Below are 14,656 nucleotides of genomic sequence, written 5' to 3'. Positions count from 1 at the left end.
TTTCATTATTTGAAGGTTACATTGAGGCCAAGGGTCAGGGACCTGATGGTAGGGTACTTATCGCGAAAGTCGTTTCCGGCTGCAAAAAAATTGTCATTTGCCAGTTCCGGGTCCATTCCTTTATACCCCGTAATAGTCAAAAAGTTTTGTGCCGAGCAATACAGGCGTAAACCGGAAATGTATTTTTCCATTTTTTTCACATCAAAGTTATACCCGAGGGTTACGTTGTCGAATTTCAGGAAATCCCCTTTTTCCAGGTAATGGCTAACAAAAGCCTGGGCCTGTGCACTGGAAAGCGGCGTTATCCCGTAAACAGGATCTGCAGCCGATCTCAGGCGGTTATACTGAATGGAATTATTCTCGTAATACATGCGCTGTTCGTTGAGTATTTTAAAGCCGAACTGTCCGCTCACCTGCATACTCAGATCAAATTTCTTATACCGAAATGTATTGTTCCAGCCCAGGTAAACTTTAGGGAATCCATTTCCGAGATACTGGCGGTAATTGTTGTTATTGAGACTGGTGGAATAAGTCATGGCTTCACCGGTTTGCGGATCTTCTACAAGCCATAGCCCATCTTCCGTAACCCCAACGGATTTCAATCCCCAGAAATCCCCTATGGCGCGTCCTACTTCCACACGGTGGGTAGGGACAGAAATGGGATCTCCGGCAAATGCTTCATCCCGGTAATCTTCGGTCTGGTACAAATCGTTGGATAAGCTCAGTAGTTCACTTCTGTTATGGGAAACGGTTACCGTAGAATTCCACCGAAAGTTATCGTTCTTCACCGGAACAGCATCAATCATCAATTCCCATCCCCGGTTTCGAATAGACCCTACATTGGCAAGTGTCGTATTGGCCAGGTTCGGAGGAACGGGAACATTGTATTCGTAGATCAGGTCTGTAGTTTTTTTACTATATACATCCAGAGAACCTCCTAACCGGCCTTCGAACAGGGAAAAGTCAACCCCTACGTTAATCTCTCCCGTTTTTTCCCATTTGAGGTCCGGGTTCGGATTTTGCGCTACCCGAATGCTGGGTATCCACACACCATCTTTATTCAGATAATTACCGTAACTATTATTAAATTCGTAAGTGGTAAGAGAACTATAGTTGTCATCGGGCCTTTGTCCTGTAACCCCGTAACCTGCCCTTAACTTCAGGTTATTGATCCAGGTGGCCGATTCCAGAAAGCTTTCGTTACTGATGGTCCATCCTGCAGAAACAGCCGGAAAAATTCCCCATTTGTGATTGTCCCCGAATTTAGACGAACCTTCCCGCCTTATACTGGCCAGGATATTGTATTTGTTATCAAATCCATAGCTTAGGCGGCCGAAGAAACCTATGAGCGTGTTATCTTCCTTAAAACTACTCATACTCGCCCTTCCGTCTTTCAGCAAATCTCCCGCACTTATATTATTGTATTTATAAGCATCTGTCGGGAAATCGGCATTACTGACACTAAAGTTGCTCTCACGCTGATAGGTATAACTATATCCCCCGAGAACGGAAAAACGATGTTTGTTAAAGTTAAACTTATAATTAGACGTCAGTTCCAGCGTTTTTTGCTTGGTCTCTTCATGCCCGATATATGCCGATCCCTGAAGCCCTGTAACTCTGGAAGAATAATAACTTGAAGTAGAATACGTTGCAATTTTACGACTGTAAAGGTTATTGGACAACATCAGGTTGGTTTCCCAGTTTTCTATGGGTTTAAAGGTAATGTTACCGATCATGTTGGTTTTTTCCCTTTCGTCCTCACCCAAAAGTTCATTGAGCATGGATACCGGATTATAATACTGGTAGCGGTCCAGTTCTTCATCCCATCCCCCGTTCTCATCATAGACGGGCGCGGTGGGATTGCGTATAACTGCCTGCCGATAGATATTATTGATATCGGAATTACTGGCATTGTTAGGAGTTAAAGTACGGTGATCCTTCAGAAGGTTAATGTTCACTTTCACCATATTATTCAAAAAATACTGTGAAAGGTTCATTTGTACCCTGATCTGGTCATTACTTGTTTTCATGATGGTCCCTTCCTCATAACGGTAGGATACGTTACCGGAATATGTGGTTGTTTTTGTTCCTCCGTCTATATTCAGGGAGTGGTTGTGCATAAAACCCGTTCGGGTCACGGCATCTACCCAGTCCGTATTGTGCCCCCGGTCATTGAAGGACGTTTTTCCTTCCCTTATATCGGAAGCAGTCATAAAATCGGCATCTTTATAAAAATCGGATATGGAGGTATAACCTACATAGTTAATGGTGGTAGGTCTTTCGCGCAAACCGGCCTTTGTGGTTATGTAAATCACCCCGTTGGCCCCCCTGGTCCCGTAGATGGCAGCGGCGGACGCGTCTTTCAACACGTCAATGGACTCTATATTTTCGGGGGCCACCGTATTAATCTCTCCCGGTACACCGTCTATCAGGACCAATGGGTTGACATTCCCCGTAAGCGTGGTAACCCCACGGAGCATGATGGTGGAAGTAGCGTTGGGATCTCCGGAACTTTTAGTGATGACAAGCCCGGCAACTTTCCCTTTGACCAGTTCCGAGGCGTCCTGTATTTTACCTACCAGAAAGTCTTCCGATTTTACGCTGGCAACGGCGCTTGTTACGTCTTTTTTCTCCTGGGTCCCGTAACCGATAACCACGACCTCGGACAGACTGGTTATGTCTTCTTCCATAGCTACCTGTAATGAAGTCTGGTTCCCTACGGCTATTTCCTGGGTTTTGTACCCCATATAGGAAAATATCAGAACGGAATTACCGCCACTAAGCGTAATTTGAAAATTTCCGTCAAAATCGGAAATAATACCTGTAGATGTGCCTTTTTCCGCAATAGACACCCCTGGTAAAGGGGCCCCGGTCTCATCAGTTACTTCGCCTGTAAGTACTTGTTGTGCAAAAGATGACAAAGAACAGCAGAGACAGAGTAGCAGAAACAGTTTCAGGTTCCCTGCTCCGCAATTTGTCCTTGTTTTCCAAAATAAAAAATTGAATGGATAGTTGGTTCTCATAATATTTGAATCGTTAGTTTTGTAAAGTGTATCAAATACACGTTATAAAATTATGAACTCACCATCCATATTGCTAAATAAGATATTAGCCGATTATGGTACTATATTATCATTTTTTTAACTCTAATACTAAAATACCGATCAACATTTAGGAAAAATCCTTAATTGACAAATTAAACATCGTTAATTATGTTAAAAAAATAGCCTTGCAGAAGGTTTTCCCGCAAGGCTATTACCAGTGTATAATAAATATACTACTTACCGTTAAAAGAAATCATAACCCAGATAACAATGGCAAGTATTACTACAGAAGCTGCTATGTCTATCCAGCCATAGCTCTTTTCTTTGTTTTTATCATCTTTCGATAAGGTAGAAAAAGTAAGTCCCGCGAGTTGTTTTTCGTCCTGTGCCGGAGTAAGCAAACTTACGGTAACCAACAATACAATACAGAAAAGGAAGAACCACGCACCGAACGTAAGGAAGTTCACGGTAGCCAGTGTATGAAGTAAACTTCCTTCCGCAAAACTACTGCTCATCAATTCTATAGCAATCCTTCCCATACCCACGATAAAACCGGTCACCAGGGTGGTATATGCTCCTACAGCATTGATACGCTTACTGAAAATACCCAGGAGGAAAACGGCTGTGATCGGGGGAGCTATATACGATTGTACGGATTGCAGATATTCGTATAGCACACCGGATATGTTGGCCATAATAGGGATCCATATGATCCCGAGGAACACTACGATCAGGGTAGCTATACGTCCTATTTGTACCAGCTTTATCTCCGAGGTATCCGGTCTCAGTTTTTTGTAAATATCTACCGTGAACAACGTGGAACAGGAATTAAACACGGAAGCGAGCGAGCTCATCAGTGCCGCAAGTAACCCTGCCGCTACCAGTCCGCGGAGTCCGGAAGGCAAAAGGTTACTCATCAATACCGGAAATGCTTCGTCCGGAGTTTCCCATTGCAACAGTCCTTTTTGTTTCAACGCCAAGGCTATTACCCCGGGAACCAGGAACAGAAATACCGGAAGTAGTTTAAGGAATGCTCCCCAGATAGCGCCTCTCCTACCCTCTTTCAGGTTTTTGGCAGTAAGGGTACGTTGTACGATATACTGATCTGTACACCAATACCATATACCTATAATGGTACTGGTAATAAACAGGCTTGGCCACGGAAAATCAGGATCGGAAGGTGGACGCCACATATTAAAATATTCCGGCCCAAGCGTTGCTTTCAGTTCTCCCCAGCCTCCAACATAATCGAGACCGATAAAGGTCAGCGCTGCAGCGCCGATAACCAGTATAATAGCCTGAAGGGTCTCCGTATAAACCACCGCACGCATACCTCCGAAAATGGTGTATACCCCGGTTAATATAACCGTAGCAATTGCCCCCACCCAGAAATTGATACCGAGCAATGCAGATACCACTATTCCTCCGGCATAAATAGTTACGGAAACCTTGGTAAGAATATAGGCTACCAGGGATACAACGGAAAGGAACCAGCGCGATTTTGCACTGAACCTGCGCTCCAGGAACTCCGGCATAGTGAATACGCCGCTACGGGCATAGAACGGCAGGAATACCCAGCCCAGGATAAGCACTACCCAAGCCTGTATTTCAAAGATCAGCATCGGCATTTTGTTTCCGGCACCTGCACCTGCAAGCCCTACAACATGTTCGGAACCTATATTGGAAGCAAAAATAGAAGCCCCTACGACAAACCAGCCGATATTTCTCCCCGCAAGGAAATAATCTTCGGTATTTTTTGTCTTTTTCATGATTACCCAAACCGCCAGCCCGAACAGGACCAGGAAGTAAAGAGATATACATATCCAGTCCCAATTATCTAAACTCTTCATGTATTTTATGGTTGGTTTTTAAAGAAATAGCATGACCCTAACTATGTCATATACCGCTTTTTCCATATGTTTTATTTAACAGTAAATTTAAAAATGGTCGTCGTGTGGTATTCCTCTCCGGGATTCAGTACCGTAGAAGGGAAATCCGGTTGGTTCGGGGAATCCGGGTAATGCTGTGTTTCCAGGCACAGTCCGGAACGGTGAACATAATTTTTGTTTTTCTTTCCTATCAGGGAACCGTCCAGGAAGTTACCGGAATAAAATTGTATAGCAGGTTCTGTAGTAAATACTTCCATCCTCCGCCCGTTTTCCGGAGCGTACAATGTTGCAGCCTGTCTCATCTCATCGTTTTCCCCGTTAAGTACCCAACAATGATCATATCCTTTACCATATTCCAGTTGGGTATCTTTCTGCCCTATATCCTGCCCGACAGTCTTGGATTCCCTGAAATCGAAAGGAGTTCCTTCTACTTTCTTCAATTCCCCGGTAGGTATCAGGGTTTTGTTAACCGGTAGAAAAGCATCGGCATTCAATACCAGTTCATGATCCAGGATGGTTTCACTTTCCGGAGACAGGTTAAAGTAAGAATGCTGAGTCAGGTTTAAAACCGTCTTTTTATTCGTAGTTGCGCTGTACTCTACTTTCAGTTCATCATCATTGCTAAGGGTGTACACCACGGTCACGTTCAGGTTACCGGGATATCCTTCTTCCATATCCTTGCTTTGGTATTGCAATTTCAGTGCGGTCCCGTTCTCTGCTGTCTCCTCGGAAGCGGTCCAGAGGACTTTATCAAATCCCCTGTTGCCACCGTGCAGGTGATTCGGACCGTCGTTTTTGGCCAGGGTGTATTCCTTTCCGTCCAGGGTAAATTTACCATTGGCGATACGGTTTCCATACCTCCCTATCAGAGCTCCGAAATAAGGTACTTCCTGCAGGTAACCTTCCAGTGTATCGAATCCGAGTACAATATCCGCCTGTTTTCCGTTCCTGTCCGGAGTGGTCAGTGAGGTGATGATTCCGCCATAGGTAATGACTTTCATTTGCAGACCGTTGACATTGGTAAGTGTAAAGCGTTCCACCTCTCCGCCATCGGGCAACGTACCGAACTTTTCACTGGTAACGGATACAGAAGGTTGTTCCTTTTCGACTACCTTGTTTCCCTGTGGTTCGGCCTGTTTTTTCTGTTTGGTATTGCATGCTACTAAGACAAACAATACCACAGCTAAATATTGGGTTTTCATAAAATAGATTTTTACAAACAGAGACCGGTAAGCGCTGCTTGCCCCCTTACCGATCTCCGTTCTTTAGTTACATATTGTTTTGAAACAAGTGGTAATATACTTCATTCCACCGTAACTTTTCCTTAAAATCCCGGACAATAGTGTTCTTGTCTATGGGTAATAGTTCAACTCCCGCCATCTCGGCAAAGTCTTCCAAAAATTCGGTAGTAGCAGCCTTGCTGTACACCGTATGGTGCGATCCCCCGGCCAGTATCCATGCCGATGCCGCGGTTTCCAGGTCGGGTTCAGGTTTCCACAATGCCCGGGCTACGGGAAGTTTGGGCAGGTCGTGTTCCGGTTCTACGGTCTGCACTTCGTTCACAACCAGGCGAAACCTGTTGCCCATATCCATCAGGGCTACATTTATTGCCGGGCCCGCGCCGACGTTAAATACCAGTCTTGCCGGATCTTCTTTCCCTCCGATAGACAGCGGATGTACTTCCAGTTTCGGCTTTTCCGATGCTATGGACGGGCATATTTCCAGCATATGCGATCCGAGTACGCGGGAACCTTCCTCACGGAAATCATAAGTGTAATCTTCCATGAAGGAAGTTCCCCCTTCCAGTCCCTGGGTCATTACTTTCATGGTATGGAGTAAAGCCGCGGTTTTCCAGTCGCCTTCTCCCCCGTATCCGTAACCATCAGCCATAAGCCTTTGCGTGGCGATACCGGGAAGTTGCTTGAAACCGTGAAGGTCTTCGAAGGTATTGGTATATCCTCCAAAATCGCCCTCTTCCAGGAAAGCCCTTAACCCGAGTTCTATACGGGCAGAGTCTTTAACGGAAGCCTGGTTAAATGCGGGGTGATCGGTACGGTATTGTTCTTTGTAAACTGCAAGAAGGTCTTCTACCTGTTTGTCGGTAACAGCATTCAGGTATTCTACCACGTCTCCTATGCCATAGCCATTTACGGAAAAACCGAAGCGCATCTGGGCTTCCACTTTATCTCCTTCCGTAACGGCAACATGGCGCATATTATCTCCTATCCTGGCTATTTTGGCACTTTGGAATACATGCCATCCCACGGCAACACGGGTCCATACACCGAGTTTTTTCTGTACCTTTTCCTCTTTCCAGTGTCCTGTGATTACCTTACGGTTTTTGCGTAACCTGCTGACCATAAACCCGAATTCCCTTCCGCCGTGCGCGGACTGATTTTCATTCATAAAATCCATATCTATGGCATCACAGGGGATTCCCGCGTTATACTGGGTATGCAGGTGGCACATGGGTTTACTCAATAGCTGAAGTCCTTTAATCCACATTTTTGCGGGCGAAAAAGTGTGCATCCACACAACTACGCCTACACACCGGTCGGTCACATTGGCTTCACGGCAAACTGCCGCTATCTGCTCCGGTGTGGTGACGGTAGGTTTGAATACCACATCTACGGGTATTTCACTGCTGTTGTTCAAGTATCCGGCTATTTCCTCCGAGTGCCTTGCAACGTTTTGTAGTGTTTCTTCCCCGTACAAGTGCTGGCTCCCGGTGACGAACCACACTTCGTGATCGTTCAGATTTGTCATATTTTTCTATTCGTTATCCTGATTATTATTTTATTTTTTATGATCTTTTTATTGTCCGTAATAGGCATCCTTACCGTGTTTACGGTTGTAGTGTTTTTGTATGAGGGTATCTTTTAACCTGGGTGCGGACGGATTGATCTGCAAGGTCAGATAGGCCATTTTGGCCAGTTCTTCCAGTACTTTACTGTTGTATACTGCCTTATCCGCATTTTTTCCCCAAGCAAACGGGCCGTGATTTCCAAGTAATACCATCTCTACTTCCGTATGGGAAAGTCCTTTTTCTTCAAAACAATCCACAATCTGTTTACCGGTCATGTGCTCGTAGTTGCCTTGAATGTATTCGTCTTTCATAGGCGGGGCGCAAGGTATATCGGTAGTCAGGTGGTCCGCATGGGTGGTCCCGAAGATAGGAATATCCATCTGTGCCTGTGCCCAGGCCACAGAATAGGTGGCATGGGTGTGTACTATACTGCCTATGTCTTCCCATATCTTATATAAATAGGCATGGGTTTTGGTATCGGATGAGGGACGCATTTTTCCTTCTATGATATTATTGTCAAAATCCACAATGACCATGTCTTCCGGAGTAAGGTCGGCATAGGGTACACCACTGGGCTTAATGGCAAAAACCTTTTTATCCCGGTCCACACAGCTTACGTTACCAAAGGTATACACCACCAGTCCCAGTTCGGGCAACTGCATATTGGCCCGGTAACACACTTCTTTTATTTCCTTGTATTCAGACATCGGATGTTGCTTTTACATTGTTCTTTTTATGTGTGTTCTCTTCTATGAATCCGGCCAGGGCTTCGTAACGGGAATACTTCTCTTTATAAGCTTCCACCATTTCCGCACCGGGTTCATATGTTTTTTCCATAGGGCTTCCCATCGCCTTTACCGCTTTTTCCACGGTGGAATAAACTCCGGCGGCAACTGCGGCATAAATAGCTGCCCCAAGCGCCGGCGCCTGATCTGAAACGGCAATACGTATGGGCCTGTTCAGTACATCGGCAAGGGTTTGCATCACAAAAGGCGCCTTTTTTGCCACACCACCGATACCTACAACCGATTTTATCTCTACCCCTTCATCTTCGAAACGATCCACGATCTTCTTCGCACCGAAACAGATAGCCTCTACAAGGGCACGGAAAATATGCGGCGCTTTGGTTCCCAGATTCAGTCCGGTTATCGCGCTTTTCAGGGCCTGATCGGCAAAAGGTGTGCGACGGCCGTTTATCCAGTCCAGGGCCAGCGGAACGCTTTCTTCCGCCGGTATTTTTTCGGCCTGTGCGGATAAGATTGGAATGACCTTACTTTTTATTTCTTCCAGAAGTTGCTTCCTGGTTTCTTCCGAAATCAGTTGAGTTTCCGACAACAGGTGATCCAGGGGCCAGGACACGATTTCCTTAAACCAGGCCAGCAGGTCCCCGAAAGCGGACTGTCCGGCTTCCAGGCCGATCCATCCGGGTACTACCGAACCATCAACCTGTCCGCAAATTCCTTTTACGGCATTGTTCCCGATGACCTCTTTCGGAGCTACCATAATATCGCAGGTGGACGTTCCCATTACCCGAACGAGGGAAAAAGCCTCCGCTCCTGCTCCAACAGCACCTGCATGAGCATCAAAAGTCCCGACGGCAACTACGGTGTTTTCCGTAAGTCCAAGTTTTTCACTCCATTCTTTACTCAGGTTCCCGGCCGCCATATCGGAAGTATAAGTATTGGTATAGAGGTTGTTCTTTACTTCTGCAAGATAAGGGTCCAGGCGGGAAAGAAAATCATCTTCGGGCAGACCACCCCAGCTTTCGTGCCACATGGCTTTATGACCGGCAGCACATCGGCTTCGTTTAAAAGATTCCAGGTCTTTTTCCCCTGTGAGAATAAAAGTCATCTGGTCGCAATGCTCCATCCATGACCACGCTGCTTCTTTGACGGCGCGGTCTTCCCTGGCAATATGCAGTATTTTGGCCCAGAACCATTCGGAAGAGTATACGCCTCCTATGTATTCGGTATAATCGATCCCGCCCCAGTTCCTGGCCAGGTGATTTATTTCGGCAGCTTCTTTAATAGATGTATGGTCTTTCCATAGCACCATCATCGCGTTCGGGTTTTCTTCAAAACCGGGAGTAAGGGCAAGCGCTTTACCGGTTTTATCCACGGGGACTGGTGACGATCCGGTGGTATCTATACATATACCCACAACATCTTCCGGCTTTACACCGGACCTTTTCACTACGGTCCGGATCGTAAATCCCATACCTTCTATATGGTCCAGCGGATGTTGCCGGAATCGGTTTTCGGGAGCATTGCAGTACTTTCCTTCTTTCCATCGTCCGTACCAATGCACTTCGCTCTCCAGGGTCTCCCCGTTGGCGGTGTCTACCAGTACGGCCCGCACCGAATCCGTGCCAAAGTCCAGCCCTATTACATATTCACTCATTATATTATTATCTTATTTTTAACACTTTAAAAATATACACATAAATAATTACTTTAATTCCAAAGTAACCACAGAAAACGGGGGAAGCTTTACTTCCAGTTCTCCTTTTTTACCGGAAAAATCCTTAAATGCCTTCGGGGTGATTTTTCCGGGATTATCAAAAGTATTATGATCCTGTAATTTAGCCGAGGTAAGTATAGTTCCGGTAGCCCCTTTCGTGTTCACGCCGTCTATATTCAGAGAGAGCGTGTGTGATTTGGAAGTATCTATGTTAACCAGGGAAATGTGTACCACTCCATTCTTATCTCTGGAAGCGGATACCGAAAGCGCCGGAAGTTTTTTTCCGTTGTATGTATAGTCTGTATTGTCAAATTCAACCGGAAGCAATGTGGCATCCTGGTGCACGCTGTACATTTTCATTACGTGATATGTAGGGGTAAGTATCATTTTCTCCTCATCGGTAAGTATCACGGCCTGGAGTACGTTTACGGTCTGTGCCAGGTTGGCCATTTTTACCCGTCGGGCGTGATTGTTAAACGTATTAAGGGTAGTTCCGGCGATCATTACATCGCGCATGGTATTCTGCTGATAGAGAAATCCGGGATTTGTATCGGGTTCTACTTCATACCATCCCCCCCACTCATCCACGACCAGGGCTATTTTGTTATCCGGATCGTACTTGTCCATTATTTCACTGTGTTTGGTAACCAGTTCTTCTATCTCCAGGGCACTTTCCATAGTTTCGAAATACTGCTTTTCGGAGAAAGCCGAAGCAGATCCCTTGGCATTCCAGTCTATTACGGCGTAATGATGCAGGGCCATTCCCTCTATAAGGTTGTGCTTAATATTCTTCATCAACACCTCTGTCCATTTATAATCATCATCGGAAGCGCCGGAAGCAATGCGGAATATACCGGATTCGTTAGACCATCCGCTCAGGAAAGTTGAATACTTTCTATAGACATCAGAATAATATTCCGGGGTCATATTACCACCGCACCCCCATGCTTCATTCCCTATTCCCCAGTATTTTACATCCCAGGGTTTTTCCCTTCCGTTCTCCTTTCTCAGATCGGCCATAGGGCTTTTACCATCGTGGATAGTGTATTGCACCCAGTCTATGAGTTCCTGTACCGTTCCGCTACCCACATTTCCGGACAGGTATGGTTCGGTTTCCAGGAGCTCGCACATATTTAAAAAATCGTGTGTCCCAAAGCTGTTATCTTCGGTGACCCCTCCCCACCAGCGGTTCACGATCGTAGGTCGGTCTTCCTTCGGGCCTATACCATCTTTCCAGTGGTAGGTATCTGCAAAACATCCTCCGGGCCAGCGAAGGTTTGGTATATTCAGTTCTTTAAGGGCTTTAACAATATCATTTCTAACACCGGCCGTATTCGGAACCGTTTTGTTTTCCTCTCCTACATAAAAGCCATCGTAAATACAGCGTCCGAGATGTTCCGCAAAATGGCCATATATATGTTTACTTATGGTATACTCTCCTTTATCGGCATGAATGGTAACTTTCTGCTGGGCTTCCGAACACAGAGCGGACAGGCCAAAAGCAACGGATAAAATAATGGTATTGGTTTTCATAGATTAAAAGTTAAAAGTGTATGTTTTACATTTGTAAATGTAACTAAAAAATATTAAAATGCTAATTATAACCAGAAAAAAAGTGTCCTCTAATTACAAACAACACAATTTACAAGAAGATTCACATCTCTGTCACATCCCGACAATCAAAATATTTAGGGGTGTTTCTGGTTTTTCCTGAAATTAAATGTATATTTATCCGTTCATAAATAATATCTTACAAAAACTGTGCATAATAAAACTGTTTCTCCCCTCTTTGTATAGTGTTCTTAATTTTATCGAATCAACAAATCTTAACAATGGATTACAATTACAATCAAGAAGACAAAGCCCTCGTGGCTGTAGACTGTATTATTTTTGGCTTTGACGAAGAGGATCTCAAGTTGCTCCTCATAAAAAGGGGGTTTGAGCCGGAAAAAGGAAAGTGGTCGTTAATGGGCGGGTTTTTAAAGAAAAACGAAACTCTTGACGAAGCTGCAAATCGTGTACTCTATACACTTACCGGCCTTAACGATGTGTATATGGAACAACTATACGGCTTCAGTAAAGTGGACAGGGACCCTGTAGAAAGAACCATATCCGTCGCTTATTACGCCCTTATTAATATCAATGATCACAATCCGAAACTGCTGGATGAACATTCCGCGCAGTGGTTTTCCATATCCGAAGTGCCCGATCTAATATTCGACCACAATGAAATGCTGGATAGAGCCCTTAGACGCCTGCGTCGCAGAACATCTTCCAACCCCGTTGGCTTTGAATTACTACCCAAAAAGTTTACCATGCGGCAACTGCAAAAGCTCTACGAAGTTATTCTCGGAGACGAACTGGACAAAAGAAATTTCCAGAAAAAGATAAAGCAGATGGATGTCCTGGTAAAATTAAAGGAGAAGGATATGACATCCTCCCGCAAAGGCTCTTTCCTCTATGAATTTGACAAGGAAAAATACGAGGAAAAAGTATCCGACGGCTTTACTTTCCGGGTCTGAAATTCCCGTAACAAAGCGGCAGATGTCCGGAGGAACAGTGAAGTTCTTTTAAAACCCTGTTTTTAAGCGAATTAAATAAGGTGATTTTTTTTTCAAAAAATACATGTCCTTATTTGGCAACTTATTTTTTTTGTACATTTTTGTAACCGATTAGGCTGAATAAGAATGAAACTTGTTTATGACCCCGGGTGTATGGTAATGAGGAAGTCGTTGCCATATACAGTTCCCAAATGGAGCGACCGGGTTTTTAAGCTTACTTCCGTTATTACATCTAAACTTCACTCATATTCCGGGGCATCTGCCGTAACCCATGCCCCGTTTTTACGTATTTGATCTTTTTGCTTTTATATTATATATTGTTACCTACAAAACAACTCTTATTTTTATAATACAAAAGCTTAAGAATGAAAACGAAATACATAGATCTCATAGATCAAACCTATTATTTTCCACAGGAAGAATTCACTCTCGATAACGATTCGCTGAAGTTCCACGATATTGACCTTATGGCATTAGTGAAAAAATACGGGGCTCCCTTAAAATTCACATACCTGCCGCAAATATCCAATAATATACAAAAGGCAAAAAAATGGTTTGACAAAGCCATTGAAATACATAACTACTCCGGTAAGTATCACTATTGCTACTGTACCAAAAGCTCCCATTTTGAGCACGTGCTCACCGAAGCGCTGAAAAACGATATCCATATCGAAACGTCCTCTGCTTTTGACATTAATATCGTGAACAACCTCATGAAACAGGGAAAGCTCACCAAAGACCATTATGTATTGTGCAACGGCTTTAAGCGCGAACAATATGTGCAGAACATTGCCGACCTCATTAACAGCGGGCATAAAAAATGTATTCCCATTATCGATAATTATGAGGAAATAGACCTGCTCAGCGAGGACATTGATGGCAATTTCGATATCGGAATACGTATAGCATCTGAGGAAGAGCCTAAATTTGAGTTCTATACCAGCAGGCTTGGTATAGGGTACAAAAACATCATACCATTTTACAACAGGGCCATAGCTGACAATAAAAAAGTCAGGCTGAAAATGCTACACTTTTTTATCAATACCGGTATACGGGACACCGCTTACTACTGGAATGAACTCCTTAAGTGCCTTAAAGTTTACGTACAACTTCGAAAGATCTGCCCTACCGTAGACAGTCTGAACATAGGCGGAGGCTTTCCTACCAAGAATTCCCTCGCCTTCAATTACGACTACCAGTATATGATCGATGAGATCATTAACCAGATAAAGATTTCCTGCGAAGAGGCCGATGTGCCCGTACCGCATATTTTTACCGAATTCGGCAGTTTTACCGTGGGCGAAAGCGGAGGGGCCATATACGAGGTCCTCTACCAGAAACAGCAGAACGACCGGGAAAAATGGAACATGATAAACTCTTCCTTCATCACTACCCTGCCGGATACCTGGGCCATCAGCAAACGTTTTATTATGCTGGCCATAAACCGCTGGAACGATGAATATGAAAGGGTGCTCCTGGGTGGACTCACCTGTGATAGTGACGACTACTACAACAGTGAGCAGAACATGAACGCTATTTACCTGCCCAAGTACAGCAAGACAAAACCACTATACATAGGTTTTTTCAATACCGGGGCATACCAGGAGACCATAGGGGGCTTTGGCGGGTTGCAACACTGCCTTATCCCTACACCAAAACACATATTAATAGATAGAGACCAGGACGGCAATATCACCACAGAAGTATTTGCCGAGCAACAGAGAGCAGAAGACTTACTTAAAATTTTAGGGTATGACGAAAATTAGAAAAGAAAGCTGACCGCTGCATGAACCGGGTGCCGGGAGACAACATCTTCTTTCTGCCAACAGGCAGACATCCGGACCGGAAAAATGACTGTATATTTCCGAAGGACAGATCACAGAGAGCAAATAGATG

9 protein-coding genes are annotated in these 14,656 nt (G+C 44.6%); 2 read left to right on the top strand and 7 right to left on the bottom strand.

The genetic code is table 11. From position 1 onward, the window contains the following. Nucleotides 1-5 precede the first annotated feature (5 nt). The 7 genes from ACVBDY_RS08795 to ACVBDY_RS08765 form a co-directional block, all read right to left on the bottom strand. Nucleotides 6-3,023, bottom strand: a complete 3,018-nt coding sequence (locus tag ACVBDY_RS08795) for a SusC/RagA family TonB-linked outer membrane protein (protein WP_447175101.1) — start codon at nucleotides 3,021-3,023, stop codon at nucleotides 6-8. A 254-nt stretch (nucleotides 3,024-3,277) separates the two neighbouring features. Next, the gene (locus ACVBDY_RS08790) at nucleotides 3,278-4,894 is read right to left on the bottom strand and encodes a sodium:solute symporter (RefSeq protein WP_447175100.1); all 1,617 of its coding nucleotides are present in this window, start codon (nucleotides 4,892-4,894) and stop codon (nucleotides 3,278-3,280) included. Between the two features lie 71 nt (nucleotides 4,895-4,965). Continuing rightward, nucleotides 4,966-6,135 (bottom strand): aldose epimerase family protein, encoded by a 1,170-nt coding sequence (locus ACVBDY_RS08785; protein ID WP_447175099.1) that lies wholly within the window; start codon nucleotides 6,133-6,135, stop codon nucleotides 4,966-4,968. 67 nt (nucleotides 6,136-6,202) lie between these two features. Then, entirely contained in the window at nucleotides 6,203-7,699 is a 1,497-nt protein-coding gene (araA, locus tag ACVBDY_RS08780) for an L-arabinose isomerase (RefSeq protein ID WP_447175098.1), read from the bottom strand. Nucleotides 7,700-7,747: 48 nt separating this feature from the next. Continuing rightward, the gene (locus tag ACVBDY_RS08775) at nucleotides 7,748-8,446 is read right to left on the bottom strand and encodes an L-ribulose-5-phosphate 4-epimerase (RefSeq protein ID WP_447175097.1); all 699 of its coding nucleotides are present in this window, start codon (nucleotides 8,444-8,446) and stop codon (nucleotides 7,748-7,750) included. After that, nucleotides 8,439-10,139: a ribulokinase gene (locus tag ACVBDY_RS08770; RefSeq protein ID WP_447175096.1), complete on the bottom strand. Its 1,701-nt coding sequence runs from the start codon at nucleotides 10,137-10,139 to the stop codon at nucleotides 8,439-8,441. The genes ACVBDY_RS08775 and ACVBDY_RS08770 overlap by 8 nt, the downstream gene beginning before the upstream one ends. Nucleotides 10,140-10,187: 48 nt before the next feature. Further along, complete coding sequence (locus ACVBDY_RS08765) at nucleotides 10,188-11,732, bottom strand: alpha-N-arabinofuranosidase (protein WP_447175095.1); 1,545 nt, start codon at nucleotides 11,730-11,732, stop codon at nucleotides 10,188-10,190. A gap of 299 nt (nucleotides 11,733-12,031) precedes the next feature. On the opposite strand from ACVBDY_RS08765, the gene ACVBDY_RS08760 reads away from it, so the two are divergent. Both ACVBDY_RS08760 and ACVBDY_RS08755 read left to right on the top strand, forming a co-directional pair. Continuing rightward, entirely contained in the window at nucleotides 12,032-12,721 is a 690-nt protein-coding gene (locus tag ACVBDY_RS08760; protein ID WP_447175094.1) for an NUDIX hydrolase, read from the top strand. Nucleotides 12,722-13,125: 404 nt separating this feature from the next. Beyond that, nucleotides 13,126-14,526: an arginine decarboxylase gene (locus ACVBDY_RS08755; RefSeq protein ID WP_447175093.1), complete on the top strand. Its 1,401-nt coding sequence runs from the start codon at nucleotides 13,126-13,128 to the stop codon at nucleotides 14,524-14,526. Nucleotides 14,527-14,656 lie beyond the last annotated feature (130 nt).

The organism is Sinomicrobium halophytocola, from assembly GCF_052983395.1.
This window is presented reverse-complemented; position numbering and strand designations above follow the sequence as displayed.

Excerpts from the sequence above, each read along its gene's own strand:
- ACVBDY_RS08795 (WP_447175101.1), bottom strand. The coding sequence starts at position 3,023 with ATGAGAACCAACTATCCATTCAATTTTTTATTTTGGAAAACAAGGACA.
- ACVBDY_RS08790 (WP_447175100.1), bottom strand. The coding sequence starts at position 4,894 with ATGAAGAGTTTAGATAATTGGGACTGGATATGTATATCTCTTTACTTC.
- ACVBDY_RS08785 (WP_447175099.1), bottom strand. The coding sequence starts at position 6,135 with ATGAAAACCCAATATTTAGCTGTGGTATTGTTTGTCTTAGTAGCATGC.
- araA (WP_447175098.1), bottom strand. The coding sequence starts at position 7,699 with ATGACAAATCTGAACGATCACGAAGTGTGGTTCGTCACCGGGAGCCAG.
- ACVBDY_RS08775 (WP_447175097.1), bottom strand. The coding sequence starts at position 8,446 with ATGTCTGAATACAAGGAAATAAAAGAAGTGTGTTACCGGGCCAATATG.
- ACVBDY_RS08770 (WP_447175096.1), bottom strand. The coding sequence starts at position 10,139 with ATGAGTGAATATGTAATAGGGCTGGACTTTGGCACGGATTCGGTGCGG.
- ACVBDY_RS08765 (WP_447175095.1), bottom strand. The coding sequence starts at position 11,732 with ATGAAAACCAATACCATTATTTTATCCGTTGCTTTTGGCCTGTCCGCT.
- ACVBDY_RS08760 (WP_447175094.1), top strand. The coding sequence starts at position 12,032 with ATGGATTACAATTACAATCAAGAAGACAAAGCCCTCGTGGCTGTAGAC.
- ACVBDY_RS08755 (WP_447175093.1), top strand. The coding sequence starts at position 13,126 with ATGAAAACGAAATACATAGATCTCATAGATCAAACCTATTATTTTCCA.